The following is a 25,836-nucleotide window of genomic DNA, read 5'->3' on the forward strand; positions in this document are numbered from 1 at the left end:
TTGTCTGTAAACATTGGTTTTTACCAGCCGTAGTAGCTCTTCTGAGCATAACAGGTGGATGTTTTAAGGTTATCTGGACTCTGGTCGTTAATCTTGGATGTCCAGACGTTGGTCGCTTCTTGTATGGTTGGTATATCGATTCCAATGACATTTGCGTTCATGTATTTTGCGTAAGCATTGTAGTAAGAGACGCGCTGTGGTGGTCCCGAATGGTAAGCCGCTGCCTTATTACACTCTAAGCCGCCATTAACAATATTAATTACCGTGCCCAGCCTATAAGAGATAACCGCTTCGTCATAAGACTCCCCCTCGGCGGTAATAATGCTTTGACCATCGTTTCGTTGAGGTAAGCCAAGTTCTTGGCTGGAGGATGACACATGGGTGATGTTCCCCAGCATGACGTCATGAGACGATGGTTTCGCACCTTGTGGCGTCATCCAGAACCAGATGCCAGAGAGGATGGAAAGAGCACCATTGCTTGCAACAAAGTCTGGTCGTTTCAGCAGTATATCGCGTTCGCTGATAACGTCTCGCATCAGACCATTGTCATATAGCCAGTAGCTAAAGGCACCGTAGTTGTAGTTCCAGGAAAGCTGGATAATGCCTCGACCGTAGTAAGAACGACCTTCTGCTGGTGGGTATTCTGTGGAGGCATGGTCAACATAATTGATGGCTGAGCTAGTGCCGTCAGGATTAGTCGAATAACCCACCTCTTCCACCCAGTAGAGAGCCCCTTTCCAAACGATCCCTGCGTCCTGATCATCTACTATCCAAGGCTCAGGCGCGTTTGCCCATGAACCTGAGGTTTCTCGTGCCGACTTCGCCCAAAACGTCGTAAATTCGAGAGCTTGTTGCGACTTTGAGCCCTCGTTCAGGAACTGCTTGTAACCGTTATGCGCTGCCCAAGTATTGTATTCGAGAACTGCCTTTTTAAACGCCTCTAGAGTAAAGGTATCTAGAGAGCCATCTTCTGATGCATACGGGGGTTGATTACGAGTTCCTCCTTCGGCATTGTAGCGACCAGAGCGCATAGGGAAGAACCAATCCCACTGCTCTTGTGTGAGCTCGCGCAGGAAGGCATATCCATCAGCGGGTAAATCTACCGGTGGGACAACCACTGGAGGCTCTGGGTCGACAGGTGGCTCAGGATCAACGGGAGGTTCTGGATCTACCGGCGGCTCTGGGTCTGGTGTTACTGGTGGTTCTCCCTCACCAGAAGGTTCATCAATACGCTTCCATGGCGTCTCCCATTCTTGAACACTACCCCCATCGGTGATTGTTAGTACTGGTTCGTCACCCTTAGTCCAATGGCGAGCCTCAAAGTAATACTGTGTATCAGAGATAGTATGTTTAACTTGATCACCGCCACTGTAGGCAAAAGAAGACTCCCAAGTATTGATGTTTGATGCCTCGGGAAGATAGTTACCAGCGCTGTCTGTTTCGGCAAGGAATTCCCAAACATCACTGGCACCAGTGAAACTAGGCGCATCGACTTGTGTCCACCACTTGTTCTCGAAAACACCCCAGCGACTGCCATCCGTATACCGGACAATATTACCTGCTACCTCGTACACTTTAGATGCGTCAAATACCTCCAATTGTTCCCAACCTGGGTAAGCGCTACCTTGCGCAGTTAGCACGTTGAAGGCTCTTGCTTGAGCGATGTTTCCCATATAGGTATCTATAGACTCAGCACTGGGCATACCTTTGGATGCTGGAGCAGTGATTGTTTGTGAGTGTACACTCGTAGAGATTAAGCCAGTAGTAATTAAAGCCAAAGTAAGTTTATTTGGATTGAAATTATTCATTATTATATCCTTATATTCCACACCAGATGTGTGTAATAAAAACCTTACTACTTGATAATTAAAAATGTTATTGAGGTTTTATTAAAATAGTGGAGGTCGGATATGTTGATAGACCGGTGTTTTAGTTGGTTATTTGTTGTTTATCACACTTGTTTTAATTGTTATGAAAATTAATATTCAGTTTGATTCATCGTTTGTTAATGTTCGTGCTGATTTTTAATGCGCAGCTTACTCCTTTAATTTCAGTTTGTTATTGGTATAAAGTGCTTTTTTAGGTAGGTTTTTATAGTTGGATTCAAATGTACTGTAATAAATATTAATATAGCTGAATTATATTTTATATATCCATCCTAGATAATATTCATTAGTCTCGGTTAATTATCCTTATGTTTTTTATTTTAGAGTAATTACTTGATTTTAAAATATGTTGATTGGCTCACATTATTTTTATCCTTTGATGTAAAAAAGCGGCTCTATTCTAGAGCCGCTTATGTCTTACTTATTTTATATGATGTTTATAATTGACTGCTTTTAGTGAGCATAGCCCGTGTGCTTGTTTTCAACCTTGTAGAAAGTGGCTTGTACATAGTCGTTGGCATCGCCAGTGTTGTTTTGGTTATACACACCAGCCTTAAAGTACATGTACTGTCCGCCAACGTCATAACCACTGTTGCTCATGTCTACACTTTGCACCACATCTGGTTTGCCAGCTCGAGTAATGGTTACGATGAGTGTGTTGCCTTGGACATCGATCTTGTAGCCAAACACCTCGCCAAGGGCGATGCCGTCAGATGGGTTGCTAGCACTGCTTGAGCGACTGCCAATCATCTCATACCAAGAATCTGAGCCACCGTTTGGTTCGTGAGCAATATAGATAGAGCCCAGTGAGTTGTTTGGAAGCTTGCGATAGTAGATACGAACAGGTTCATCATCATTGGCATGGATCTGGCCAACGATGACGCGGCCCACCTGAGAGCTGCTACCAGTTGTGGTCACATGGTCAACCTTTAGCTCTGCAGTCAGAGTGCCATCAACACCACCAGCGGCATTTCTATCTGAAGATGGAGCGCTAGAGAAGACCCAGTTGTTTTTACCCACGCCTTTGGTGCTATGAGAGGTGTCACCTCGGCGAAGCATTTCACGAAGTTCTGAACGCGTATAGCTGGTATTGCTAGAGGTTTTTGCCCCGTCAACCGGTGCTTTGAAGGTCATCCCACCATCGGCGGCAGTGTAAAAGAAAGAAGAGTGTTCATAGCTTGCCGACAGTTCATTTTCTTTGATGGTATCTGCTTTACCATCACCGCTGTTATCTACAGGAATGCTGAGGGTCCAATCTAAAAGATCAAAGTTGCCTGATGGTGGAAGGCTAGGGTCGAGATCCGATGGAGGAGGGGTAGGATCACTACCACCCGAATCACTGCTACAGCCATATAGGTCGACCTCTAGGATACTGTTCCAATTGTTGGCCGAGTTTCCTTCGCCGACAATTCTTACGTAGCGGGCATTTGATTGGCTAAAGGCGTAACTTTCAAAGCCTGCTGTAGTGCCACTAGAGGTATTATTCGAAATGACTCTTTGCCAGTTTTGGTTATCATCGGAAACATCAACACTGAAGTACGAACTTCTTGTGTCACCTATGTACCAAGCGATATCGATTTGTGCCACAGTGGATTGAGAACCGAGATCGTAGGTAATTGTTTTACCTATACCCTGACTCGACCATCGAGAGGTATCCGCCAGGCTCCCATCTATGGTGTTCGCAGGAACATGACCGTCGTTGGTACCATCATCAGTTGCTGAGACAATGGAAATAGGGGTACTGCTACATTCGCCACCACCGCTAGAACTATTTTGAATCAGTTCAAAGCTGTCGAAGCGCCCCTCGCCAGATGAGTAGGAGCCGCCGAAAGTGACCTCACTGTTTGATCCAGAGTCAAACGTAACCTCTACCTTACTCCAGCCACTGTCACTAGAGCTCTGTTGTGTGCGGTTCCCCCCCACTTCGGCAAACAGAGTACCGGAGCCTTTGATGTATGCGGAAAGGGTATAGTTAGTTTGAGGTGTAACTGAGATAGCTTGACTAAAAGAGGCGCCACTGCCGCTTATCTTGGCGGAATGCAAACCTTGATGGGCATCACCCGAGATGGATGATGGGTCTACATCCTGCCAGCCATCCCAATTACCGGTTTCAAATCCGGGATTCACGATGTCGAGGTTGGTCGCATTCGCATATGAAGAGAGTGCACCGATTACGCTACATACCAACAGTTTGCTACTGAATTGGGTCTTCATTAAAACTCCTTTTACTCGTTTCTAGGTGGTGTGTCTAAAAGGCTAATGTTGACTAACTGTAGCCAATTTGTAGCTATACAATCATACAAGTTGTGGCTTTGTGACTAATATCTCATCAATTGTTTGCGTATATAAGAACTGGCTTTCATATAAACGATCGCTATTTGATCATTGCTATCTAATTGAAATTTATGGATTAAGTTTTGGGTTGGATTTCTATGTCTCCTAAATGAAAGCGAACCACCAGTAATTATTCTTGAGTTATTGTATTAATATATTGAATGGTATGTTGTTAAACCAAAACACCCGATACTAGGTACCGGGTGTTAAGAATCAAACAAATCAGACTCGAGAATTACTTCCAGATATCTTCAAGACTCCAGATGGATAGCTCTTCAAGTTCCACCGAACCATTTTCAGCAAACAGCTTAACACCTAGACTAGTTTCTGATGGATAGATGCGACTGGTGATCACTTGTTCGCCCTGATTCATGAACATCTCCACTGATGAGCGGTCTAGGAAGATGTGAAGTTCTACTGAGTTACTTGAGGTATCTAGGTCGATGCTACGCACCCCAGTAACCGCCTCGCCTGAAAGGGTGCGGTCGAAGAAAGCGCGCTTGGCCATGTTGTCGTAACCCAAAATGGTGCGTTCAAATGGCGTATCACCAACGCGTAGCATTAGACCGAATCGTTCTGCGCTGTTGCCCGCAAGAGAGAACTTGGCTTTGATCTCTAAAAGGTCACCCTCTATCCCCGTATCCAAGATTTGGCTGTCTACTTTCTTTAGGTTCGAGGTGTCGAATTTATGCTGACGCAGGGTTTCTAGTTCACGGATTGGGGTTTGCCAGATCTTGCCATTGCCATCGAGTTTTAGCTCGCGTGGTAGGGTCAGTGCACCACACCAGCCTCGCTCTTTAGTTGGCATTTCGCTGTGCCACATGTCCATCCAAGCGATAGCAATGCGTCGACCATCTTCGGCTTCAAAGGTTTGGCAGGCATAGAAGTCATGACCATAATCCAGTTCAACAAACTTCTCGAAGCTGAATTTACAGGTTTCTTTATCTAGGTCACCAACCATGTAGCCATTTTGGTGGAAGTTCAGGTTGTTGTAACCGTCCGCTTCCATCCCCATAGGTGAGCAGATAACTACGCGCTTGTCTTCAAGAGGGAAGAAGTCTGGGCACTCCCACATGAAGCCGATACCAGGCCTTGCTCCCGTCATCACACCCTTGTAATCCCAGTTTTTAAGGTCATCGGATTGGTAGTAGGCAATTTGGCCTTGCTCACCATCCTTCATACCCACAACCATGTGCCAGATATCGTCTTCATTCCATACCTTAGGGTCGCGGAAATGCACCATATCGGCTTTCGGAGCGTCAGGGATGATGATGCCTTGTTTCTCAAAGTGGATACCATCTTCACTGGTCGCCAGACACTGGATCTGCTTCATGTGGTCATCATCACCCTCTTCTCCAAGCCAGCTATGGCCGGTGTAAAGCAATGCGAGAGTATCGCCAACTGAAACCGCAGAGCCAGAGAAACAGGTGCCTTCTTCGCCCGGAGCAAGGGCGATAGGTTGATGCTCCCAGTGCACCATGTCTTTTGAGGTTACATGGCCCCAGTGCATGGGTCCCCAGTCAGATGAATACGGATGGTGCTGATAGAAAGCATGGTAGATACCGTTGTGGAAACACAGGCCATTCGGGTCATTAATCCAGCCAGCAGGAGCGGCAATGTGAAAACCTGGTCGGTGGTGACAGTTGATCTCTGCTGCCTTGTTTTGAACAAACTGGTTGGGTGTTTGAGTGTCGTTATTCATTGTAACTCCAAGGGAAATTCGGATTCCCCTCTCAAGCAGAGAGGGGATAAAGGGTTAAGCCGTTGCTAGCTCTTTGGGCTGCTCTTCAGGGTTTACCGAGGGAGTCTTGTCGCTCACTAGGGTAAAGATGGATAGGGTAGCGAACACTGCTACCACTGAGCCAAGGATCAAGTAGGTATGCTGGAAGCCAATCACGTCGTAAGAATGACCTACCAATGGTGACAGGATGCTGGTGAACACCTGAATCACGAACTGGAAGCCAAATAGATATAGGGTCGATGCAAGGCGAGTATCGAAGTTCTTGCTGAAGTATTTGAATACCGCAATCAATAAGATTGGAAGTTCAACTGCGTGCAGAAGTTTCATTACAGAGATGCCGATTGGGCCATCTACTAGACCAGAGCCGATGATGCGCGTTGCCATGATAAAGCCCGCAATCACCAGTGAGTTCTTTGCACCTACTCGGTTAACAAAGAAAGGCGCTAGGAACATACCGCCCGCTTCTAAGAATACCTGAAGCGAGTTCAAGTAACCGAACATGCGGTTGCCTTCTTCCACTGTTGGGAACTGAGAAGAGAAATAGATGGCAAATTGCTGATCGTACACGCCGTAGATACAAGCACAGCCAAAGATGTACAGGGCAAAGGCGTGGAAGCGCGGCATCTTGATAAGCGCTAGAACGTCAGTCACTTTTACTGGGTCTGAGTCAACGTCTTGCTGATCTGCGTTTTTATCGAACTTAACCATCATGATCATGATGGCAGCCACGATTGCAGATAGAGATGCTAGCCAGAAGTTAATGTTCGGGTTGATGTTGATAAAGGTGCCCGCAAAGAAGGTAGCGAATGCCCAACCCAGCGAGCCCCACATACGTGCACGGCCAAATTCAAAGCTAGATACGCGACCAACACGCTCGACATAGGTTTCAATTGCACCCACACCGGCGAAGAAGGCTGCACCCAGATATACAGCACCCACAGCAGCACCAAGCACTATGCTGGTTTGAAGAAGCGGACCGTAGACGAAGATGATAAATGGACCTACGAATACCAACAGCGATGCGATGAACCACATCAAGTGTTTTTTCAAACCGAGTCTGTCTTGTAGGTAACCATAGAGAGGCTGCAAACAAAGAGCACCAATGGCATTGAGCGAGTAGATAATACCTGTATTAGCGCCATCAAGACCCAGATGTTGGCTTAGCCAAATCGGGAATAGTGAAAACCAGAATGACCAAGTGACAAAGAAAAAGAACAGCGTGGCGCTGAGCAGTATGTAGTTCCTGTTTTTACCAAAAATCATGGAAGCCTCGTGTAGGTACGCAGTAGTAAGTATAATCTCTGTTGTTTATGTTAACGTTATCATTTGCTGGGTTTTAAAAACGCATACTCAGTGCGTTCTCAAATGTCACCTTAAAAGTTAACGTTAACATTTAAAGTGGATTCTCTACCTTTGAATTGCTTTCAACAAGTCGAAGGATCGAAAAATGTGAGAAGATCCTAGCTTTGAGGTGATCTTGTGGCTGAAAAGTTAGAGGCATATCTCAGACTTCAATGGTGCTTAGAGAGTTTTTCATTACATGGATTCTGCTTGTTGCAGTCGTAGCAGAAGAGGAGGTAAATATTGTCTATACTATGAGAGATTTTAAGTTATCTTATTGATTTATATCGATAATCGTAAGCAATTTCTCGAGCTGAGAATGATGTTAGGTAAATTTACTCTATGCTCGAGTTTTTAGGTCACTATGCTTTGCCACTCGATTTTTCGCATGTTTTTTGTTTAGTTATTCTTCCAGGAGCGCTTTAGTCATGTTTGAGGTTAGCTACCAACGTATCACCGATGATTCTCCTCATTTTGCTAATCTGACTAGCTTGTTTAAGAGTGAATGGCCCGAATATGAGCCGGAGGGTGACAGCACTTTGCCTAAGCCTATCGTTGCCATTGTTGAGGGGCAGGTAGTTGGGGGAATTGCCTATACAAAGTTTGCTGAACCAAAGTCAGACAGAGAAGTTATCTGGGTCAATGCGGTTTACGTAAGCGAGGCTTGGCGACATAGAGGGATTGCTCACAAGCTTATCTTCCTTGGTCGACAGCAGGTTAAAAGTCAATCCAAGTTGTATGCCTATACCCATGTCCCAGGTTTGTATGAAAGTCTCGGGTGGCTCCGAGAAGACAAGAACGACCAAGCCAGCGATGTGGTGATGAGTTGTTCATTAGAGTGAAACTTCCTCACTTAAGCCAGTATTGTGCAATAGGTAAAATAAAAGGCTTTACTGGCTGTCCAATTAGTGTACTATGCAACCCACTCTGTGATTCAGAGTTATTAATGAGTTATCAAGTAAAAGTAAACCCCAGTATTTCTGCGTTTCTGTCGTCATCCTTTGTGTTTCTTAGCTTCATCGTAACATTCAATAATTCACAATTGCAGCATACGCGCATTAGCGAACTATATATTTTTTAATAAGGTGACATCATGTCTAACAAAACTACTGGTACTGTAAAATGGTTTAACGAAGAGAAAGGCTTCGGTTTCCTAACTCAAGACAACGGCGGCAAAGACGTATTCGTTCACTTCCGTGCTATCGCTTCTGACGGTTTCCGCACTCTTGCTGAAGGCCAAAAAGTATCGTTCATCGTAGAAGAAGGTCAAAAAGGTCTTCAAGCTGCTGAAGTAACTGTACTTTAATCAGTTTTTGTATGGGTGGCTCTATGCCATCCATACTCTCTTATCTTTTTATATCGTAACACCGCAAAAATAACCTCTCTCGCATTTACTGCTCCTAAATGTCGTCACGTTAAATTTTTCCTTCGCAACACTATATAAAAGCAACACCTACCGTCTGTGTTTGAACCTAGTTCAACATTCATGGTTTATTTATATAAGGAAAGTTTTATGTCTCGTTCAGTCGGTCGCAAACGTTTTTGGTTCCAAAAACTGCGTACAGAACCTACTCATAAACAAAGAAAAACACGCTAGTTTCTATTTTAAACTAGAAAACAGAACCTCCTAACTCGGTGATCGTTAGGGATTCTAATCTCACCTCGTCTACTTCTCATTCATTTCAATCTGCATTTTTGACTGTGCGGATGTGACCTTTCACTCCTTTATCTTATGTCACACTAGAAATGGTGTTTAAAGCCGTTATTGGTTGTATAATCAAGCGAATTTGACCCCATTTGATCAAGGTAATTGAAATGCCAAAGGCAAGTGAAATTAAAAAAAGTGCCGCTATCGAGCACAATGGTAAAGTTTATTTTGTTAAAGAAATCAACAAACTAACTCCAAGTGGCCGTGCCGGTGCAAGCCTGTACCGTATGCGCATGTACGATGTAGCGACAGGTGCAAAAGCTGATGAAAGCTTCAAGGCAGATGAAATCATCAACCTAGCTGACTTCAGCCGCCACCCATCTATGTTCTCTTACATCGATGGTAACGAGTATGTATTCATGGACAATGAAGACTACACGCCTTACAACTTCAACAAAGAAGCTATTGAAGAAGAACTCCAGTACATCAACGAAGAGACACAAGGCCTTTACGTTCTGTGTGTTGATGGCAACCCAGTTGCTCTAGAACTACCTTCTGTAGTTGAGCTTGAGATTGTAGAAACTGACCCATCAATCAAGGGTGCATCTGCAAGTGCTCGTACTAAGCCAGCTACTCTAACTACTGGTCTTATCATCCAAGTTCCAGAATACATCGCTGGTGGTGAAAAGGTTCGCGTGAACACCTCTGATAAATCATTCATGGGCCGCGCAGAAAAGTAATCTAATTACTTAAATCAAACTTTAAAAATACACGCCTTTGAGCGTGTATTTTTTTTGTTCGATATAAATTATTCTTATCCAAACATATATTTTTTCTTGGTCATTTAATTGATCGAGGTTGGAATAATAGATATTACCAATGATTGTTCTGCCAATATTAAGCGATTTGTTGTAAGTTACGCATATGCTCCAGGTTGACTATGGTTTCAACTAAAAGTTGAAACATTAATTTTATGATTCAATATGTCTTTTTAGCGGAGTAATATTCGCTGGTGTATACCAGTATGTTCGCTATGGGAGGGGAGCATGTACAGCAGGTCAGACAGTAGCGTTAGTTTAGAATCAGTTTGTGATTCTATTTCAACTGAACCAAGTGAAAGCATGAGCCGATATGAGTTTATCCTCAAGGCAAGGCAACGTTACGGTTCCTTATATGACTATTCAAGAGTGCCAGAGCAGGCCTTGAACCAGACAAGCTTAATAGAGATAGAATGCCCGAAACACGGCCGTTTCACTCAGACCGCTCACTCTCACTTACATCTTTGGTCTGGTTGTAATCAGTGTGAAAGTTACTCTACTAGCGTCGAGAGACTGAGGCATAAAAGAGGTTTCAACTTAAAATTATACCGAGCTTAATTGTATTAATAATTAGAAAACGAAACCAATAAATGCTTGGAAATTAAAAGGAACTTATATTTAGCTTTCAATAATTAGCTTAAATGAAAGTTAAATAAGTAGAACAGACTCTGAGTTGTATTATTAATCAGAGCGATTTGGATATTTTAAATATGTATAAAATTACCTTTGATGCAAGTTATGCTTGTGTCTCTAGGGTTCGTGTATCCGTTTGGCTAGAAACGAATACAACTCATACCGTGCCTGACATAGTGCTCAGGGAGATATTGGATCCTGCCATTGATGAGGTTGAGGCGTTTATGACTCAATCAGCAGTACGTTTTTCGTTGGATAAGCGTACTTGCCGAGCCTTCCACAGTTTGCTTAAGCGTTCGTGTGAAGAGGAGTTATCTCTGTTTAGTTTAGAGGTGTCGGTTAGTGATGCTGGGTGCTGCACACACCCGATGATTAAGACCGAAGAGCAGCGAGAGTTTCATCGTCTATCCAAGAGCTCAGACAGTCATACATTGTATGCGTCATTTGTACGACGTTTACAGGCACAGCTACTGGAGATCGGTATAGGTTTTTCGCTGTTGGGCTGTAGCGAAGTCACAGAGTTGGAAAAGTGATTTTTTCAAAAGCTGAGATCTTGCTTATCTTTCTGGTAAGACCACTAAGTACGAGCACTCCATGTCCAATACCTCTCGCATCACCTGCACTGTAGATGAAAACCAGATTGCCATTGTTTCGTTAAACCGTCCTGACAAGCTCAACGCTATAGATCTTGAGATGTTTATGGCAGTAAATGACATGAGCCGTAAGCTGAGTAAAAACAAACAGATACGTGCAGTGATAGTGAAAGCAGAGGGTAATGACTTTTGTTCAGGGCTAGATGTGAAATCGCTCCTGAGTGATAAGAAAGGCGCCGCTAAATTGCTGTTCAAGTGGCTACCATTTAAACCTAATTTAGCGCAAAAGTTTTCATTGGGTTGGCGAGATATCCCATGCCCTGTGATCTTTGCTATTCATGGGCGCTGTTGGGGCGGTGGTCTGCAATTGGTGAGTGGTGGTGATTTTCGTATCGCCTCTCCTGATGCCAATTTCTCTATTATGGAAGCCAAGTGGGGGTTGATTCCTGATATGGGAGGCGCTATTGCCTTTCGCGAGTTGATGCGTCAAGACCATACCCTTGAGATGGCGATGACGGCTAAGGTAATAGATTGTGAAAAAGCCAAAGAATATGGCCTAGTCACCAAGATTGCCGAGGACCCGTTTGCCAGAGCCTATGAACTAGCGCTGGAATGTATCAATCGTTCGCCAGACATACTCGCCGCCAACAAGAAGCTCTATCACAACACTTGGTGGTCGACGCCAGGCAGAGCATTAGCGCTTGAGACTTGGTATCAAATCAAGGTGATGATGGGTAAAAATCAAAGGGTTGCGGTCAAAAGAGAGCGCAACCCCGATGATAAGCCCGCCTATATCAATAGACAGTTTAAGTAGCAGTGCGCCTCTTTTATGAGGCGCGTATCGTTACTTCATTGTGAGGTAGCTATTTTTAGCCTGTTCTAGGATAGAGTTTGCTTCTTCGGCTTCACCCCAACCAAGCACTTCCATACCGCCATCACGGCCTTTATAGCTTTCGAACCAAACCTTGATGATCTCACTTACGCCAACAAAGTCGTTGTTGAGCTGTTCAATTGATTTCACGTTGGAGAAGGGTGAGTCGTTAGTAAGAACCGCAATCAACTTATCGTCTTGTTCGCCATCATCCATCATTTTAAGCACACCAATCAGGCGCACATTAATCACATCACCACGTGGTACTGCCTGACCTAGAACCAGTACATCAAGCGGGTCGCCGTCACCACCGAGCTCTTTTGGCAGTGCGGTTTGAGGGATAGTGCCGTAGTTACCAGGGTAGCCAAGGTAGTTCACGATGCGTGGTGCGTCGTTCTTAAATTCCCAGATGATCTGGTTTGGGTTCTCTTTATTAAGCTCCCATTTAGCAGAGGTACCGGTTGGGATCTCCACGATGGCATTGATAGAGCCGTTGGCGCTAATAACAGGGTAGTCATTGAAACTACGTTTACGCTCTATGGTAAAGGTATCTACTTGGTTCACTGTTACCGGCGTTTGAGTGGCATCGTAAGCTAGACCATTACCAGACTGTGAGGTCTTAAAGCGAAGCATATAGTCCAGCTTGCCCTTGGTCTTAGAAACCTTCTCTAGTCCCTTCTCTTGATAGCCCTCGAAAATGCCCATCTCTTGAGTCGACTTACCAGAGCCACCTACGCTGTCGGTTTTGATAGAAAGCAGGTGCTTGGACACATCTTGGATAGCGGCTTTGTAGCCTTCCATAGACGCAAGATCATACTGATTAGCATCGGTCAGCTTGCGTAGTTCCTTAGACCAATAGAATTCAAGGAAAGGTACTGGCTGCTTTGGTTTGTTCCAGCTGACGTCACGTGAGAAATACATCAGAGAGCGATATAGGTCATTGTCGAAGTTGTAGATACCTAGGCTTTTAGGTAGTTGGTCTGGTGTGATTGGCTCACCGTTTAGATCGTATTGCCAAGTGTTGCCATCTTTCGCCATTGCATCCCAGAACTTATCCATGGTTTTTAGGTTGCGGTAATCACCGTCGATAACCACGTTAACCTTAAAGTTCAGGCCACCACCATTCATATGAGTGAAGGTGTTGAAGGTATGGTGGCCATCGGTTAGGTAGTATTCACCGTTGGGAGCAATCACTACAGTCTTCATGTCTTTCTTGATGCTGCCCACTTCTTCTTCACACTCAAAAGAGGACGGTACTCCCGGTACAGAGTTCTTGCTAAATGACTCTAGACCTTTTTGGCCCGATGCCTCACAGATCTCATCAAACTGCTTTTTAATATCGAACTGATAGCGTCCTAGCTTGTACATCACCTGGTCATAACCGATTGAGGGCTGAGTAGGGTGCAGTTCAGATAGAGATAGGTTGATGACATCGCCCACTTTGTCTTGTGCATAAAGTGGGAAAGAGAGCGCTGCAACTAGAGGCAGTAGATATCCTTGTTTCATGATTAGTCCATTGAAGGTTAGTTTGTTCAAATCAAGGTCGTTTATAGAAGAGTTGTGTTACTACAATGTTTCACTGTTAGTGAAATCCAAAATCTACTTACAATTCTTCATCTAAGTGAAATATTTCCCTAAGATCAGGGTCTTCTGTATATCTACCAAATGTTTCTCGGGCTTAGTACTAAATGATGATGGCTTGAGGTGTGTCATTAAGTTATTGAATTGTTATCAATTTAATGGAAGTAGGACCAAGGTAGGGGTTATAGTGATTAAGGGTAAAGGAATTACCAACTAAACTTACACCAGAGCTCTAGCGTACAAACGAGAGCTTGGATGGAATGGTTCGCTTGCGAGGGAGAGGGGTATGCGTAAAGCAGTTTCCGTAGCTTGTTTATTGTTAGGCTCGATGCATGCTGGTGTCGGCCTAGCTAACAGTGGAAGCAATTCCACCTATATCGTCAATGGCATCAACGTCTCGATTGATGACTTTCCCTCTTTTGCCAGCCTCTATTTCGATCAATTAGATACTTCTGGTCTCTATCAAAACTACTGCGGTGCCACCATACTAGACGCCTATCATGTACTGACTGCTGCCCATTGTGTCGAGGGTGATAGCTACTATTACACCTACACCTCGGTCGCTCCTCAGGTACAGAACGAGCTTCAGGTTTTAAACGGTAGCGTTGGTTTGTATCGTGCCAGCGAATTTTATTACCCTGATGGTTTTCGAGATAGCGAGGCGCTGAGTTGGCCTGATGATATCGCCATTATTAAGCTTGAAGAGCCGTTAGAGGTCGACCCGAGTGAGTATGTCACCCTTGCCAGTCCTTCGGACATTGCCTCTTATGATTTTATCGGCACCGAGATGTTCGTCATCGGTCACGGTTTCACCACCGACGGCTCTGATGACTCCAATGTTCTGCAGGGCACTTTTCAAACTCTGCTAAGTGCAAGTCAATGCCGCTCAGCCGGGATCAACAGTCGACAGCTCTGCCTACAGGGAGACTTTAACTCTGAAACACGCTTGAGAAACTCTACCTGTGGTGGTGACTCAGGTGGACCGCTTTATTGGAACCGTGGCGGGCAGTATATCCAGGTCGGGATAACCAGTTTTGGACCATCTGACTGTGGCGACCCAAGCGCTGATTATTCGTCTGCCTACACCGAGGTGGCTGAGTATCGAGATTGGATTAACCGTGTATTAAACGGTTTTGAAGTACCTAAGATAGTGGTGACCCAAGAAAACCGCGACAACTTCGTACGGGCAGAGGAAGAGACAATCTCTAGCGGTGACGATAGTGGTGGTAGTTTGGGATGGTTCGGTCTTACAGCCTTAGCTATGTTCGCTTGGAGACGCCGCAAGCACTAGAGCCTGCTTTCAATCCGTGATACTTTTTTGTTACTTATCAAAGAAGTAAGGGATTGAAATGACAGGGATTAGTATACGCCGAGCCGAAGCACGGGATGCTGAGGCAATTCGCGACATCTACGCAGGGGAGAACGCCTATTCAGGCACCTTGCAACTTCCTAACCCTTCTCTCGAGCTTTGGGAAAAGCGCGTTTCTAACATTCCAGACAACGTGTATGCCTTTGTTGCAGAGGTAGAAGGCGAGATAGTGGGTCATCTGGGTATGGAAGTCTGCCCGAACCCAAGGCGTCGTCATGTGGCTTCTTTTGGTATGGGCGTTAAAGACGCGTTTCTTGGACAAGGGGTTGGCAGCGCCTTGGTGGCAACTATGGTCGACCTAGCTGACAACTGGCTAAACCTTCTAAGAATTGAGCTCACAGTATTTGTGGATAACAAAGCTGCTTTGGGTCTTTACAGTAAGTTTGGCTTTGAGATAGAGGGCGAATCTGAGGCATACGCCTTCCGAGATGGAGAATACGTCAGTGTTTATCACATGGCCAGAATCAAGACTAATCAATAGCAGAAGAGGGCATTTAGCCCTCTTTACTGATGGTGCATTCTGAGAATAATGAGGATGAACTGCTCGCTATCTCATTCGCGTTGGCTGAATAGTGATAGAGGCTGTTCATGGTGAAGCCAAAAATGGCTCCCGCTAGGACAAATTGAATCGGCTTGAGTTTCATAAATACGTCTCACTTCCATTGATGCCACTCTACTTTCAAGTTAGACACCCATTTCACTGTTAGCAACTTATTCTCAGTATATTCATCAAGATGCGTTTAGGTACTGGTAGTTTTTCGAGTCTTTTGGAAAAGGGTTATCGGAAAGCTATCAGTTTATAGTTGATGGATTGGTTCTCTGTTTGTTTAGAAGATCCCGGCTAAGAGCCTACCGGGATGACTGGAATTGATATATTCCGCCACGCTCAACTATTCGTCATCACGGAAGGCAAAGCCTATCCGTGATCTTTATAACGAACATAATCAGCTTTTATCGCCCATACACTCTGAAAGCTTGCTGCTGACAGCTATCTACTTGTAAATAATCTCAGCCCAACGAGCTAGACCCGCAGTTACCGAGCCAAAGTAGTTGCCACTCACCACTTCAATATTCGGTAGTTCAGCCTGTACAGCATCACGAAGCACTTGAGAACGCGCGGAGCCCCCGGTCATAAAGATAACATCCGGCTTGATACCAGATTGAGTAACCGCCTCTGCCACCAATTTCTGGATCTTTTCACGTGGCACCTTGATGGCCTGTTCCATCTCTTGTTTAGAAACCGGAACTTCAAGAATTTCGTCGATAAGATTTAGCTGAGCGAGATAATTTGCATTGTCTTCAAGGTCAATCTTTGCGCGTTCTGCTTGAGCCACGATCCCATAGCCAAGTGCATCGCCATGAAGCTTAATAAGGCGTGAAACCTTATCCTTTTCGATAGCCTCGCGAGCCAATAGTTTGAGTACAGCAAGGTTTTCTTGCGAATAAAACTCACGCTGTGCTTGAACGTTATTGATAAGGATTGGATGCCAGAACTGACTTACTGGAAGCTCTAGCCCTGATGTCTTGCGTGAGCCTTTACCAAACTCGTTCATAAAGTTTTGGAAGGCAATGTGGATATCGAGATCGTTACCGCCCACCATTTGACCGGTATGTGCTAGCAAGCTTTGGCTTCGCTTAGCACTGCCACGCCAGCTTGGTCCCATTTGGATCATCGAGCAGTCGGTGGTACCACCGCCGATATCGACCACTAATACGTTTTGGTCTTTAGTCAGGGCGTTCTCATACTCAAGGCCCGCTGCAACAGGCTCATATTGAAAAGCGACTTCTTTAAAACCTGCACGCTTAGCCGCGCGCTCAAGAATACCCACAGCTTGCAGGTTGGAGTCTTCACCACCACGGCCAAGGAAGTTTACTGGGCGACCGATCACCGTATGGCTCAGGTCTTGTTCTAGGCTAATTTCCGCCTTGGACTTGATGTTCGCCATCATGGCGCACACTAGGTCCTCGAAGTAAGCCAATTGAACATCACGCAGGCCACGAGCACCAAGGAAAGATTTAGGTGACTTGATGTAGTAGATATCTTTCGGGTCTTGCAGATAGAGGTCTAGGGCGGGTTTACCGAACAGAACCTCTTCTTCAAGTACGTCGATACCTTCTTCGCGATTTTCAACGATAGCGCGCTTTAGGATTGCCTCTCCTGCCGGAGTTGCAGGGCGGATATCGAGTTTCTTAAACAGGTATTCAGAGATGGTTTCTGATGTAGGAGCGCATAGGGTAGACGGTATATACTTCTCACCATCTAAAGAGACATGGTTTACCTGACCATCTTTTGCTTGTGCGACCGAACAGTTAGCCGTGCCATAGTCAAAACCAATAATCATCTCTTTCTCCCGCGAATCAAAAAAGGGAGCGAATCATATAGGTTTCGATCGCAAGTTTCCAGAATAGAAAATTATGTTCGCAAAGTGGGCTTGAGCAAATTGATGTATATCCCTATGATTTTATAAGCATATTCTTGGAATCGAACTATGGATCTGAATCTATTCTCTACCTTTCTTGCGGTATATCGTTGTCGCTCAATTACCGTTGCAGCAGAAAAGCTCGACCTTACTCAGCCTGCTGTCAGCGCGGCGTTGAAGCGCCTTGAAGCAAATCTAGGTCAGACACTGTTTGTTCGAGAAGGACGAGGAATTGCGCCTACGGGTTTTGCAGTTTCGTTGGCGAACCGAATAGAGGACCCATTGGCAACCCTTGAGGTGATTGCCGAAAGTCAGCAAGAGCTCAAGGTTTATTGTGCAGAGTCTATGCTGCATAAGGTCGCCCACATTCAGAATATGAGCTTTTCTGAAGCCCCTCTTGAAGAAGACAAGCTGTTTGATGACCTTACAACCCAAAAAGTCGACCTTATCATCGATGTACTAGAGACCAAGCGACAAGGCTTGATTGTGGAACATTTGGTCGAAGAAGATGGTGTGTGCCTCGTTCGAGCCGATCATCCAAGAATTACTGAGAAGATTGATTTCGACAGCTATTTTGCTGAGGAGCACATTGCGCTAAGGATACGTAGGGGAGAGCAAAATACCCTTGATTACCTGGCTCAAACTCCCTTACCTCTGCGAAAGGTTAAGATAGAAACTAGCTCAATATCGAGCATGTTATTGCTTGCCTCAACTACAGATTTTGTTGCTGCATCCAACCGCTCCTTAGCTGAAAAACTGGCTCCATCTCTTGGGTTGAAAATCTATGAGTTCCCGTTTGAGCTCAAGCCACTTCGATACAATCTGATCTTCCATCGACGCTATTTAAACGATCCTTTCCACAAGCAAAAACGAGAACAAATCCATCAAGTTTTCGCTAATTCATAAATAAGATTTATTTCACAAGTGAAGTTGGCTTTATTTATATGAAGTGATCTTTATCAAATAATCTCCCGCATCCGAGCAAATACTGCTCATCACTGTCTCTACACGGGAGATTATTATGTCCAAGTTAAAGCTACTAACGGCTTCAATCGGTTTGGCCTTCGCTGCATCTGCAGCCGCTGCACCTGTTGAGCTTTATATCGAACAAAACGTTGCTTCAAATGCTGCCGATGATGGCACTTACACCACGGAAGCGGGTGCAACTATCGAAACCTCTGAAGATGGCTATGTGTATATCGGTTTTGATGACCAAGGCTGGCTAGCAGCGGGTTATGGTTACAGTTTCGGCCTCACCGATGCCCTAGACCTAAATCTTTATGGTGAGCTAGGTAAGTGGGAAACCGGTGAAGAAATGCTTCTTGAAGCTATTCTTGCCTACAACTTCAATGAGAATTTCAGTGTGTTCGGTGGTTATGGTTATAACCGTTCAGGTCAAGTATTTGAGAACCTGAATGACAATGCTATTAACACCAATCAGTTTATTGCGGGTACTTCGATGACCTTTGGTTTGTTCAGTCTTGATTATAAATACACGCATGAAAATAGTGATGGAACAAGTGGGTATATTCGTGATGGTGGATTCGCGTACTTTACTCAAGATAGCTTCCGTACAAATGAGCACGAAGTAATTCTGTCTGCTCAAATCGATGATTTTACTCCGTATGTAAAATATACCTATTTTAATACCGCTGAGGGCGAATTAAGTGGTTCTGGTCCTGTTGGTGCTCCTCTGCACCCAGCCATGGAAAACGATAGTATCTGGACCCTAGGTCTAGCTTACCAGTTCTAGCCCAAAAGCTATTTCCAAGATGCGAGCCCATCAATTAGCGTCTTGGTTGTAAACCCGTGCAGAAGGATTTGCCTAATTGACTGAATATCTGACCTAGGTTGGTTATTCGGAATAGGTAAAGCTGTGAAATCGAGTAAAACGCAAACTCTAATATACCTAGCGATTGTTGTTGGTCTTCTGATGACATCGTCTTTACCCACTGTATTGGCAGATTACGGTGCTTCGTATGAGCCAATATATGAGCGAGACTTGCAATGGACACAAGTCTTAGTTCATGAGTAACTTGTTTTTTCATTATTTTGGTTCGTTGAACCTGACTGCTTAATTTATTTTTTGCCCTAACTCGTTTTAGTTAGGGCTTTTTTTCAGCTGGATTATTGGAATAAAAATACAACGTCAGCAGGTTAGAAGCCTGAGCTAATCTCGGTATACTAGAGCGGTCTAATCACCGGCTTACAAGGATGAAAATGTCCGCTCTTTATCGACATATCACAATAATCTACGTTCTACTTTTGACTGGAGTTATCGGAGCATCTCTGTTTGCAGGTGCTGTGGTTGCTCCAGTTATTTTCAATTCTAAACTGGCATTGGGAAGTGTTGAATTGAGCCGTTTTCAAGAAGGCTTGATTATGACTGAGAACTTCGTTCGCCTTTCCTATCCATTAGCCTTGGTGTGCTTGTTTTCATTTATTTTCGAGCTGCACCGCTACTTTAAAGTACAAACAGATTGGATAGCACTGATCAGCATGTCACTGATGGTAGCAACGGGATTAATGTTCAGTTTTTACTTCGTACCTGAGATTGTTTACCTTCAAGCGCAAGGCCCAGAAGTAACCCAAAGCCCTATGTTTAGCTCAATCCACAAGACCTCAGAAATTAGCTTTAAGATAACTGCGATTTCAGGCCTGATCTTGGCTTATAGAAATTTGATGAAGCTTAAGGGTTAAACCGAATCTCGTTTTTGACCTCTCCAACGCCCTCAATGGATACTGATACCACGTCTTTGTCCTTGAGGGCTTTGGTTCTACCTGGGGTGCCCATAAAGATAAGGTCGCCTGGCTTTAGGGTGAAGTAGTGGCTGAGGTAGCTCACCACTTTCTCAGGGCTATGAATCATATTTTTGGTGCTTTCCTGCTGAACTACTTTGCCATTTAGACGAGTCGTCAGCATTACATCTTTATAATTGATGCCTTTGGAAATGGTCGGTGCTATAGGGGCAAATCCATCGCTTGCTTTGGCCCGCATCCATTGAAGGTCTCTACCTTGCCAACTGCGCTCGGTTAGGTCATTTCCAACCGTCACACCCCAGATGTAGTCCGACGCTTCATCCAGCGATACCTCTTTGGCGGTTTTACCGATTACCAACACCATTTCTCCCTCAAAGTGCACGTTCTTAGCATCCTGGGGTGCCTGTATGGTTTCCCCAGAAAGAATCAATGAGGTGGACAGTTTAAGAAACAGCGGGGGCGGAGCAGAAGATGATGAGGCAAGATGGCTGGCAAAGTTCATCCCAACGGCAAACACCTTTTCAGGTTTGGTAGGTAAAAGTAGGGTTACAGAATCGAGGGAGATGCCCTTATCCGAGATTTCGTGCTCAGAAAACAAGTCTCCTGAGATAGGGTAGACCTGATTATTGTTCAGCTTTCCGTATTGAATCTTTCCCTGCTGTTCAAAGCGAACGTATTGTTCAACGCTCGCAAACACGTTGAAAGATAAGACTATCGAGACAAGCGCACCAATCCATTTCATCTGCATCACTCCTGTGTAGTTTCTCAAGCATAGATAAATTTTCTGCTAATGCAGTTACGAGGCAGTAAATACAGTTAGATCATAAAGATGCAATCATAGTTTGATTAGGGGTTAACCAAGTTTAAGCCCATAATTTGTTGGCTTATTCAACTAAGTGCATCTCTGGGGAGGGGTGGAGCACTCGAATTAAATGAGGGTGTTTTAAATGCAAATGAAGTTAACAAATGTGGCGGTTTTGGTTCTTGGTTCTCTGCTATTGGGAGGCTGTAATAGTGACAAGATTGACCATGCTAAAGATAAAGTAGAAGCAGGTCTGCATCATGCGGGCGATAAGATTGAAGAGGGTGCGAGACACGCAGGAGATAAGCTAGAAGAGACTGGTCATAAGATAGAAAGCTCGGTACGCCATGAGGTGCAAAGAGCTCAAGATAAATTGACAGAAAATGCTGAAAAAGAAAGCCTACGTCAGTTAGGTCTTGATGAGGCTGACATTGATTATGTAATTAAGCATTCGCCTGAGGATGCGATGGCTGTAGCCAAGCAAGGCGCAGGCAATCTTTTATTTCAAACCAAGTATAACTTTGTCGAAGGTTCAGGTCAGAAAGGCGGTATGGATCTGTATAGCTGGAATGCACCGCTGAATCAGTACTACTATCCAAATACACAAGTGGCGACTGATTACCAAGACTCTGCGGCGCACGAAGGACAGGCTAAATCGAATCTGAATAAAATTCTTGGTCGTGTTGCATTCGTGATTAACTCACCTAAGTTTGTGAAGTTGTTTAATGGCAATACTCAGTACTTAGAGAGTTCGACTTTTTATCAACCACCACAACCCGGTTATGGTGAATATCCAAATATCATTAAAGATGTTCCAGATACCTATGCTGATTTCAAAGCCGCTGTAAATACTGCTCTAGTTAGAGAACATAACTCTTATAAACTATATGCCGTAAAAGATTTTCAGGGTGGTGATGCGAGAGGTGATGTAGGGCAGTTATCGGCTTATTTTAAGCTTAAAGGGATGGCGAACAGTACATTGAAAGCTAGTGCCCCTCTTGTTCTACATGAATTGACTCACACGTTCGGATATCAACACGCTGCTTCAAATCAAGATACAGTAATAATGCAGCCAAATAACATCCCTTACCTTGTTCAGTTGATGACTATGGATAGTGCTCTACAGAGTCAATACCAGGGAGATATGTTGATGTTCTCAAACTCAGTGAGAGGGAAAAATCAGATTCAATGGTATGCAGGTGAGAGCATGTTTAGTGGATACTTCGGTAACGATTAATCTTCAAATAAAGTAGTTGGCGACCTAAACGGTCGCCGTTTTTCATCATTCAACCGAAAACGTATGTGAATACGACACAACTAACTTTTGATCAGAGCCATAGTCGTTATCTGAAACAATCCCCATCAGCTTTATCGAATCTTTGGGTGTAAACTTATAACCCGCACCCACGCCAAACCAATAACCAAAATAGTCATTCGAACCCACCGAGGCACCGCCGAAAGACATGATGGTGTATTTATCATCGAGAGGCTTTAGTGAAAAATAACCTAAGTAGCCACCTGTGCTGCTCGTTGGATGGAGCACATATTCATTGAGTGAGCTATCGAAACTCGAGGCATTTTGTTGTTCGATAGCTATTTCTCCCTCGTTGTAGTTGAATCCGGCCATTGGGAATATTTGCCAGCCATTGGGTTCAATACCAAATACAGATAGAGGGACGAAAGTGCCGATATTGTAGTTGTTAAAATTAGACCCGTCTTCGTATTCACTTCGGCCAAAATTGAAGTTAACGATACCGAAGTCAAACAACCAAGAACCACCTAGGCTCCATTCGTCAGTTTCAGGGTGATAGCGGGCATTGATTTTCTGTGCTTCGCTAAGGCCTATAGAGCCTGTAATAGCGTAGCCCATTTGCTCTGATTCAAAGTTGTAGTCAGAGCCAAGTCCAAGACGAGTTACTATGCGTGTTGGGTCGTCAACGTGCTTATTTTCGTTGTCGTAAATATCTGGCTTTTGATTGCTTTCCTTAGCGATTGCTCCTCCTGATGCTAGCCCCATAGCAAGCGCTACGAGGCATAGACTACTAATGCGTTTAGTCATGGGAGTTCGTCTTTAAAAATAAAAAATTAGTTGTAGGTAATTAGTGCTGAGTCTGGAAAGAAGTGCGACCAGACATCTAAGTAAACGCCATTGTGCACATGCTTTTGTTTGCCGGTGACGAAATCAAACAGCTGTACCACGTCGCCATCAGTTCCTATCTGCAGCAGTTCATCGCCAATACTTATGATGGTGCCGTGGTTGGACTCGGCAAAATGAGGATGAAATGCCACTTGCTGCTCACCGTTGTTATAACCGTACACCTCTTGCTTACCATCTGGAGCTGCTCTGTCACTCTCTAATGCCAAGGTGTCTGGATATAGAGAGCTATTAATCTCTGCATTTTCATCGATCAGACTTTCATTAAAATCAACAAGATAAACCAGTGCATTCGGATACATCCCTTTTGCCTGCTCCCAAGTCATCATGGTGTTGGGTTGGGTAAAAGGACCAAGCTTTGCACCATCAGAAACCATGATTTGTTGCATCACAATTCTGTGGTCTTGGTGTTTCAACACTAGGTTATTGTCGACCTCCTTAAGCAGTTGCATCTGAGAGGGATTCGACTCAGGTGCCACCTCTACCACCACAGGAAGATTTGATGAATTGCTGAATGTCATCACATAGTCTGTGCCATCGACGCTCCACTTAGCAGCCTGAGACAGCTGCAAGTGATATCTAGGAAAGATACGAGTCTCACCGCTTATGTTGGTGACGTACACCCGGTTATCGCTGGTTGGAATAAACCTGTCAGCGACTTCCACATCGAAGTAGGAAGCCGGCTGAACCTTTTGTTGTGCAGGGAATAGCTGTATGTAGCTTGATGCGACAATCACTGCTCCAGCCAGGCTTATAAAACTAAAATGCCAGTATTTTTTGAATAGATTTAGTAGTGCGAGAGACACGAAGCCCAACATAGCTAACGCAATATAAACATCTAATGCTTGATACCAGTTGGTGCGAAATGTCTTAGATATATTCACTGGTAATTCAGGCGCCATTATGAACAAACCTAATAATGAAAAACCTGTGACAGCGAATACTGCAAAACTAAATACCATTCTCATTAGGAATTACTCTTGGTTCTGTCTCTGTCTTTCAGTTTCAGAGGCGAAAACATTATTGGTGTTTTTCACGCACTCAGTCGTAGTACCACCGGCATGAATACACTCTTCCAAGAGCTGGTTATAAACCTGATAAGAAAGGTCATCGTTGCTCGGGGCTGCTGGGCCATTGTGGACATCGGCATAAACAGAACCAGAAAAAAGTGAGATAAGAATTAAGTGTTTTAAAGGCTTTTTATTTCTAGGGATAGTCTTCATTAATCGTTACTTCATATTAGTGTAAAAGGAAATTCACTATTAAATATTGAATGTTCTATAACAAGAATTGAGTTGTAAGAAAGTACCTCACTCAAGCTAGAGTGAGGTACTTGGCTTCTGAGTTTAGAAATCGATGATTTCTGCTGTCAGAACACGGGTTTTAGGGAAGAACTGAGTCCAAATGCCGTAGTGAACACCGTTATGGGTTGGTACTTGAGCGCCAGCTTGGTTAAGAACTCGAACAATCTCACCGTCGGTATCGATAGTTAGGATTTCGCCACCAACATTAAACTTATGTCCATTGTTTGCACGGGCAAACTCAGGGTCGATTGCAATCTGCTCTACGCCGTTGTCGTAACCGAAAATCTCTAGTTTCGGGTTAAGACGTGTATCTTCAAGGTTAAGCGTGTCGAAGATAAAGTCCGGGTTATTGATATTGCGTTGGTTCTGTAGCGGTTTCTCAAATAGACCAAGGATAACTTCGTCTAGAACTCGCTCCATACCGTAAACATATACCATGGCATCTGGGTACATCTCTTTCGCTTGGCTCCAAACCATCTGTGTATTTGGGTGAACCGTGGTTGAGTGGTCAGTAAATTCTGACTGCATAGTGATCTGCTGGATCGCTGTACCGTTGTTTACATCTTTAAAGATCAAGTTGTTATGGGTTTGACCAAGAACCTGGAAGTCTGATTCACCGAGACCGTAATCGGTTTCTACCACCATAGGTAGGTTGGATAGACCGCAGTAAGTAACCGCATACTCAGTACCTTCCGATTTCCAACCCGCTACGTGTGGAACCTGCAGGTGGTAGCGAGGGAAGATGCGTGTTTCACCATTGATATGAGTTACGTAGACCCTTGAATCTTCGTCTGGAATTACCTTATCCGCTTCTTCAACAGAGTAGAAATCTGCAGTGAATTGCTCAGTCGGGAAAGCCGCTGGCATCGCGTAGGATTGAGCCCAGAAAGTGAATGCTACACCTGCGGTTGCAAGGTACATCCAGACCGGTTTCCAAAACTTACCTTTAGTGTTCGCAATCCAAAGACCCACTAGAGCAAGAGCTTGTGCTAACCAAAATACTTCCATGTAACGATAATAATTAAGTACCCAGTCGCGAGGTACGTTAAGTGTTTGACCTGGCTCGGTCATTAGAATCGCGCAGTAAATAGCGATAGAAGCCAAGACAAAAGCATATACGTTAAACAGTATTTTCATTAAATAGCCTATTCATTAATTCAACGAGGGCTATTGTAATTTTTGGTTACGTTTTAATTAATAAAGCTAACTTTAGGTGAGATATAGAAGGTTTTTATGTGAGTATTTTGCTTGGGTGAATAGTGATGATTACTCTTCACAGGGAATAAGTAGCTCCCCTAAGCCATTCACGGCTATCCGAAACGGCATCAGATCCAGTATTGAGTAGTCATTGGTGCAGACTCGATACACTAACCCCCAGCGTCTACCGGTTTTGCTTATTACAGGTGGCTCAGCTCTTTTAAGGAAACCTGGTGCTGGGTGATTAGAAGCACAGCCAGATAAGAACAAGGCAGCTGATAAGGCTGTAGCAATGTACAAATTTTGGAGTGTAAGCTTCATATCAATATCTAGTACGTTAATTAGGTAAAGGTTTTCAAAATCGGCTTTTCGATGCCAAAGCC

General features: G+C 44.3%; 23 protein-coding genes. 11 read left to right on the plus strand and 12 right to left on the minus strand.

Features of this window, described 5'->3' with window-relative positions; all coding sequences use genetic code 11:
• Positions 1-20 precede the first annotated feature (20 nt).
• The 4 genes from Pcarn_RS17345 to Pcarn_RS17360 form a co-directional block, all read right to left on the minus strand.
• Positions 21-1,808, minus strand: coding sequence for a glycoside hydrolase family 19 protein (locus Pcarn_RS17345; protein WP_261837179.1), 1,788 nt, complete (start codon positions 1,806-1,808; stop codon positions 21-23).
• 531 nt (positions 1,809-2,339) lie between these two features.
• Positions 2,340-4,100, minus strand: coding sequence for a polysaccharide lyase family 7 protein (locus tag Pcarn_RS17350; RefSeq protein ID WP_261837180.1), 1,761 nt, complete (start codon positions 4,098-4,100; stop codon positions 2,340-2,342).
• A 355-nt stretch (positions 4,101-4,455) separates the two neighbouring features.
• The gene (locus Pcarn_RS17355; RefSeq protein WP_261837181.1) at positions 4,456-5,922 is read right to left on the minus strand and encodes a glycoside hydrolase family 32 protein; all 1,467 of its coding nucleotides are present in this window, start codon (positions 5,920-5,922) and stop codon (positions 4,456-4,458) included.
• Between the two features lie 54 nt (positions 5,923-5,976).
• Positions 5,977-7,224 (minus strand): MFS transporter, encoded by a 1,248-nt coding sequence (locus tag Pcarn_RS17360; protein WP_261837182.1) that lies wholly within the window; start codon positions 7,222-7,224, stop codon positions 5,977-5,979.
• A gap of 506 nt (positions 7,225-7,730) precedes the next feature.
• Here Pcarn_RS17360 and Pcarn_RS17365 point away from each other — a divergent pair.
• The 5 genes from Pcarn_RS17365 (at position 7,731) to Pcarn_RS17385 (ending at position 11,808) form a co-directional block, all read left to right on the plus strand.
• The gene (locus Pcarn_RS17365) at positions 7,731-8,144 is read left to right on the plus strand and encodes a GNAT family N-acetyltransferase (protein WP_261837183.1); all 414 of its coding nucleotides are present in this window, start codon (positions 7,731-7,733) and stop codon (positions 8,142-8,144) included.
• Between the two features lie 251 nt (positions 8,145-8,395).
• Complete coding sequence (gene cspE, locus Pcarn_RS17370) at positions 8,396-8,608, plus strand: transcription antiterminator/RNA stability regulator CspE (protein ID WP_261837184.1); 213 nt, start codon at positions 8,396-8,398, stop codon at positions 8,606-8,608.
• Between the two features lie 509 nt (positions 8,609-9,117).
• Complete coding sequence (efpL, locus tag Pcarn_RS17375) at positions 9,118-9,690, plus strand: elongation factor P-like protein EfpL (RefSeq protein ID WP_261837185.1); 573 nt, start codon at positions 9,118-9,120, stop codon at positions 9,688-9,690.
• A gap of 788 nt (positions 9,691-10,478) precedes the next feature.
• Positions 10,479-10,934 (plus strand): hypothetical protein, encoded by a 456-nt coding sequence (locus Pcarn_RS17380; protein WP_261837186.1) that lies wholly within the window; start codon positions 10,479-10,481, stop codon positions 10,932-10,934.
• Between the two features lie 61 nt (positions 10,935-10,995).
• Positions 10,996-11,808, plus strand: a complete 813-nt coding sequence (locus Pcarn_RS17385; protein ID WP_261837187.1) for a crotonase/enoyl-CoA hydratase family protein — start codon at positions 10,996-10,998, stop codon at positions 11,806-11,808.
• Between the two features lie 30 nt (positions 11,809-11,838).
• On the opposite strand, the gene Pcarn_RS17390 is transcribed toward Pcarn_RS17385, so the two are convergent.
• Entirely contained in the window at positions 11,839-13,371 is a 1,533-nt protein-coding gene (locus Pcarn_RS17390) for an inorganic diphosphatase (RefSeq protein WP_261837188.1), read from the minus strand.
• A 361-nt stretch (positions 13,372-13,732) separates the two neighbouring features.
• Between Pcarn_RS17390 and Pcarn_RS17395 the strand changes: the two genes are divergently transcribed.
• Positions 13,733-14,737 (plus strand): trypsin-like serine protease, encoded by a 1,005-nt coding sequence (locus Pcarn_RS17395; RefSeq protein WP_261837189.1) that lies wholly within the window; start codon positions 13,733-13,735, stop codon positions 14,735-14,737.
• 58 nt (positions 14,738-14,795) lie between these two features.
• Positions 14,796-15,296 carry a GNAT family N-acetyltransferase gene (locus tag Pcarn_RS17400; protein ID WP_261837190.1) on the plus strand — a complete coding sequence of 167 codons (501 nt, stop codon included), beginning with the start codon at positions 14,796-14,798 and terminating at the stop codon, positions 15,294-15,296.
• Positions 15,297-15,807: 511 nt separating this feature from the next.
• Here Pcarn_RS17400 and yegD read toward each other — a convergent pair.
• Entirely contained in the window at positions 15,808-17,157 is a 1,350-nt protein-coding gene (gene yegD / locus Pcarn_RS17405) for a molecular chaperone (RefSeq protein WP_261837191.1), read from the minus strand.
• Positions 17,158-17,304: 147 nt separating this feature from the next.
• Between yegD and Pcarn_RS17410 the strand changes: the two genes are divergently transcribed.
• The 3 genes from Pcarn_RS17410 (at position 17,305) to Pcarn_RS17420 (ending at position 19,935) form a co-directional block, all read left to right on the plus strand.
• The gene (locus tag Pcarn_RS17410; protein WP_261837192.1) at positions 17,305-18,141 is read left to right on the plus strand and encodes a LysR family transcriptional regulator; all 837 of its coding nucleotides are present in this window, start codon (positions 17,305-17,307) and stop codon (positions 18,139-18,141) included.
• A gap of 115 nt (positions 18,142-18,256) precedes the next feature.
• Positions 18,257-18,988 (plus strand): hypothetical protein, encoded by a 732-nt coding sequence (locus tag Pcarn_RS17415; protein ID WP_261837193.1) that lies wholly within the window; start codon positions 18,257-18,259, stop codon positions 18,986-18,988.
• 467 nt (positions 18,989-19,455) lie between these two features.
• Complete coding sequence (locus Pcarn_RS17420; RefSeq protein WP_261837194.1) at positions 19,456-19,935, plus strand: DUF4149 domain-containing protein; 480 nt, start codon at positions 19,456-19,458, stop codon at positions 19,933-19,935.
• On the opposite strand, the gene Pcarn_RS17425 is transcribed toward Pcarn_RS17420, so the two are convergent.
• Positions 19,925-20,737: a fumarylacetoacetate hydrolase family protein gene (locus Pcarn_RS17425; protein WP_261837195.1), complete on the minus strand. Its 813-nt coding sequence runs from the start codon at positions 20,735-20,737 to the stop codon at positions 19,925-19,927. The genes Pcarn_RS17420 and Pcarn_RS17425 overlap by 11 nt on opposite strands.
• 205 nt (positions 20,738-20,942) lie before the next feature.
• Here Pcarn_RS17425 and Pcarn_RS17430 point away from each other — a divergent pair, with 205 nt between their 5' ends.
• Entirely contained in the window at positions 20,943-22,034 is a 1,092-nt protein-coding gene (locus Pcarn_RS17430) for a hypothetical protein (RefSeq protein ID WP_261837196.1), read from the plus strand.
• A 45-nt stretch (positions 22,035-22,079) separates the two neighbouring features.
• On the opposite strand, the gene Pcarn_RS17435 is transcribed toward Pcarn_RS17430, so the two are convergent.
• The 5 genes from Pcarn_RS17435 to Pcarn_RS17455 form a co-directional block, all read right to left on the minus strand.
• The gene (locus tag Pcarn_RS17435) at positions 22,080-22,856 is read right to left on the minus strand and encodes a hypothetical protein (protein ID WP_261837197.1); all 777 of its coding nucleotides are present in this window, start codon (positions 22,854-22,856) and stop codon (positions 22,080-22,082) included.
• A gap of 26 nt (positions 22,857-22,882) precedes the next feature.
• Entirely contained in the window at positions 22,883-23,854 is a 972-nt protein-coding gene (locus tag Pcarn_RS17440; protein WP_261837198.1) for a DUF3179 domain-containing (seleno)protein, read from the minus strand.
• 72 nt (positions 23,855-23,926) lie between these two features.
• Complete coding sequence (locus tag Pcarn_RS17445; protein WP_261837199.1) at positions 23,927-24,175, minus strand: hypothetical protein; 249 nt, start codon at positions 24,173-24,175, stop codon at positions 23,927-23,929.
• A gap of 123 nt (positions 24,176-24,298) precedes the next feature.
• Positions 24,299-25,393, minus strand: a complete 1,095-nt coding sequence (locus Pcarn_RS17450) for a DUF3179 domain-containing protein (protein ID WP_261837200.1) — start codon at positions 25,391-25,393, stop codon at positions 24,299-24,301.
• 129 nt (positions 25,394-25,522) lie between these two features.
• Positions 25,523-25,774, minus strand: coding sequence for a hypothetical protein (locus tag Pcarn_RS17455; protein ID WP_261837201.1), 252 nt, complete (start codon positions 25,772-25,774; stop codon positions 25,523-25,525).
• Between the last annotated feature and the right edge of the window lie 62 nt (positions 25,775-25,836).

The organism is Vibrio ishigakensis, from assembly GCF_024347675.1.
GTDB lineage: Bacteria > Pseudomonadota > Gammaproteobacteria > Enterobacterales > Vibrionaceae > Vibrio > Vibrio ishigakensis.

Coding starts and splice junctions, on each gene's coding strand:
- Pcarn_RS17345 (WP_261837179.1), bottom strand. CDS start 1,808: ATGAATAATTTCAATCCAAATAAACTTACTTTGGCTTTAATTACTACT.
- Pcarn_RS17350 (WP_261837180.1), bottom strand. CDS start 4,100: ATGAAGACCCAATTCAGTAGCAAACTGTTGGTATGTAGCGTAATCGGT.
- Pcarn_RS17355 (WP_261837181.1), bottom strand. CDS start 5,922: ATGAATAACGACACTCAAACACCCAACCAGTTTGTTCAAAACAAGGCA.
- Pcarn_RS17360 (WP_261837182.1), bottom strand. CDS start 7,224: ATGATTTTTGGTAAAAACAGGAACTACATACTGCTCAGCGCCACGCTG.
- Pcarn_RS17365 (WP_261837183.1), top strand. CDS start 7,731: ATGTTTGAGGTTAGCTACCAACGTATCACCGATGATTCTCCTCATTTT.
- cspE (WP_261837184.1), top strand. CDS start 8,396: ATGTCTAACAAAACTACTGGTACTGTAAAATGGTTTAACGAAGAGAAA.
- efpL (WP_261837185.1), top strand. CDS start 9,118: ATGCCAAAGGCAAGTGAAATTAAAAAAAGTGCCGCTATCGAGCACAAT.
- Pcarn_RS17380 (WP_261837186.1), top strand. CDS start 10,479: ATGTATAAAATTACCTTTGATGCAAGTTATGCTTGTGTCTCTAGGGTT.
- Pcarn_RS17385 (WP_261837187.1), top strand. CDS start 10,996: ATGTCCAATACCTCTCGCATCACCTGCACTGTAGATGAAAACCAGATT.
- Pcarn_RS17390 (WP_261837188.1), bottom strand. CDS start 13,371: ATGAAACAAGGATATCTACTGCCTCTAGTTGCAGCGCTCTCTTTCCCA.
- Pcarn_RS17395 (WP_261837189.1), top strand. CDS start 13,733: ATGCGTAAAGCAGTTTCCGTAGCTTGTTTATTGTTAGGCTCGATGCAT.
- Pcarn_RS17400 (WP_261837190.1), top strand. CDS start 14,796: ATGACAGGGATTAGTATACGCCGAGCCGAAGCACGGGATGCTGAGGCA.
- yegD (WP_261837191.1), bottom strand. CDS start 17,157: ATGATTATTGGTTTTGACTATGGCACGGCTAACTGTTCGGTCGCACAA.
- Pcarn_RS17410 (WP_261837192.1), top strand. CDS start 17,305: ATGGATCTGAATCTATTCTCTACCTTTCTTGCGGTATATCGTTGTCGC.
- Pcarn_RS17415 (WP_261837193.1), top strand. CDS start 18,257: ATGTCCAAGTTAAAGCTACTAACGGCTTCAATCGGTTTGGCCTTCGCT.
- Pcarn_RS17420 (WP_261837194.1), top strand. CDS start 19,456: ATGTCCGCTCTTTATCGACATATCACAATAATCTACGTTCTACTTTTG.
- Pcarn_RS17425 (WP_261837195.1), bottom strand. CDS start 20,737: ATGAAATGGATTGGTGCGCTTGTCTCGATAGTCTTATCTTTCAACGTG.
- Pcarn_RS17430 (WP_261837196.1), top strand. CDS start 20,943: ATGCAAATGAAGTTAACAAATGTGGCGGTTTTGGTTCTTGGTTCTCTG.
- Pcarn_RS17435 (WP_261837197.1), bottom strand. CDS start 22,856: ATGACTAAACGCATTAGTAGTCTATGCCTCGTAGCGCTTGCTATGGGG.
- Pcarn_RS17440 (WP_261837198.1), bottom strand. CDS start 23,854: ATGGCGCCTGAATTACCAGTGAATATATCTAAGACATTTCGCACCAAC.
- Pcarn_RS17445 (WP_261837199.1), bottom strand. CDS start 24,175: ATGAAGACTATCCCTAGAAATAAAAAGCCTTTAAAACACTTAATTCTT.
- Pcarn_RS17450 (WP_261837200.1), bottom strand. CDS start 25,393: ATGAAAATACTGTTTAACGTATATGCTTTTGTCTTGGCTTCTATCGCT.
- Pcarn_RS17455 (WP_261837201.1), bottom strand. CDS start 25,774: ATGAAGCTTACACTCCAAAATTTGTACATTGCTACAGCCTTATCAGCT.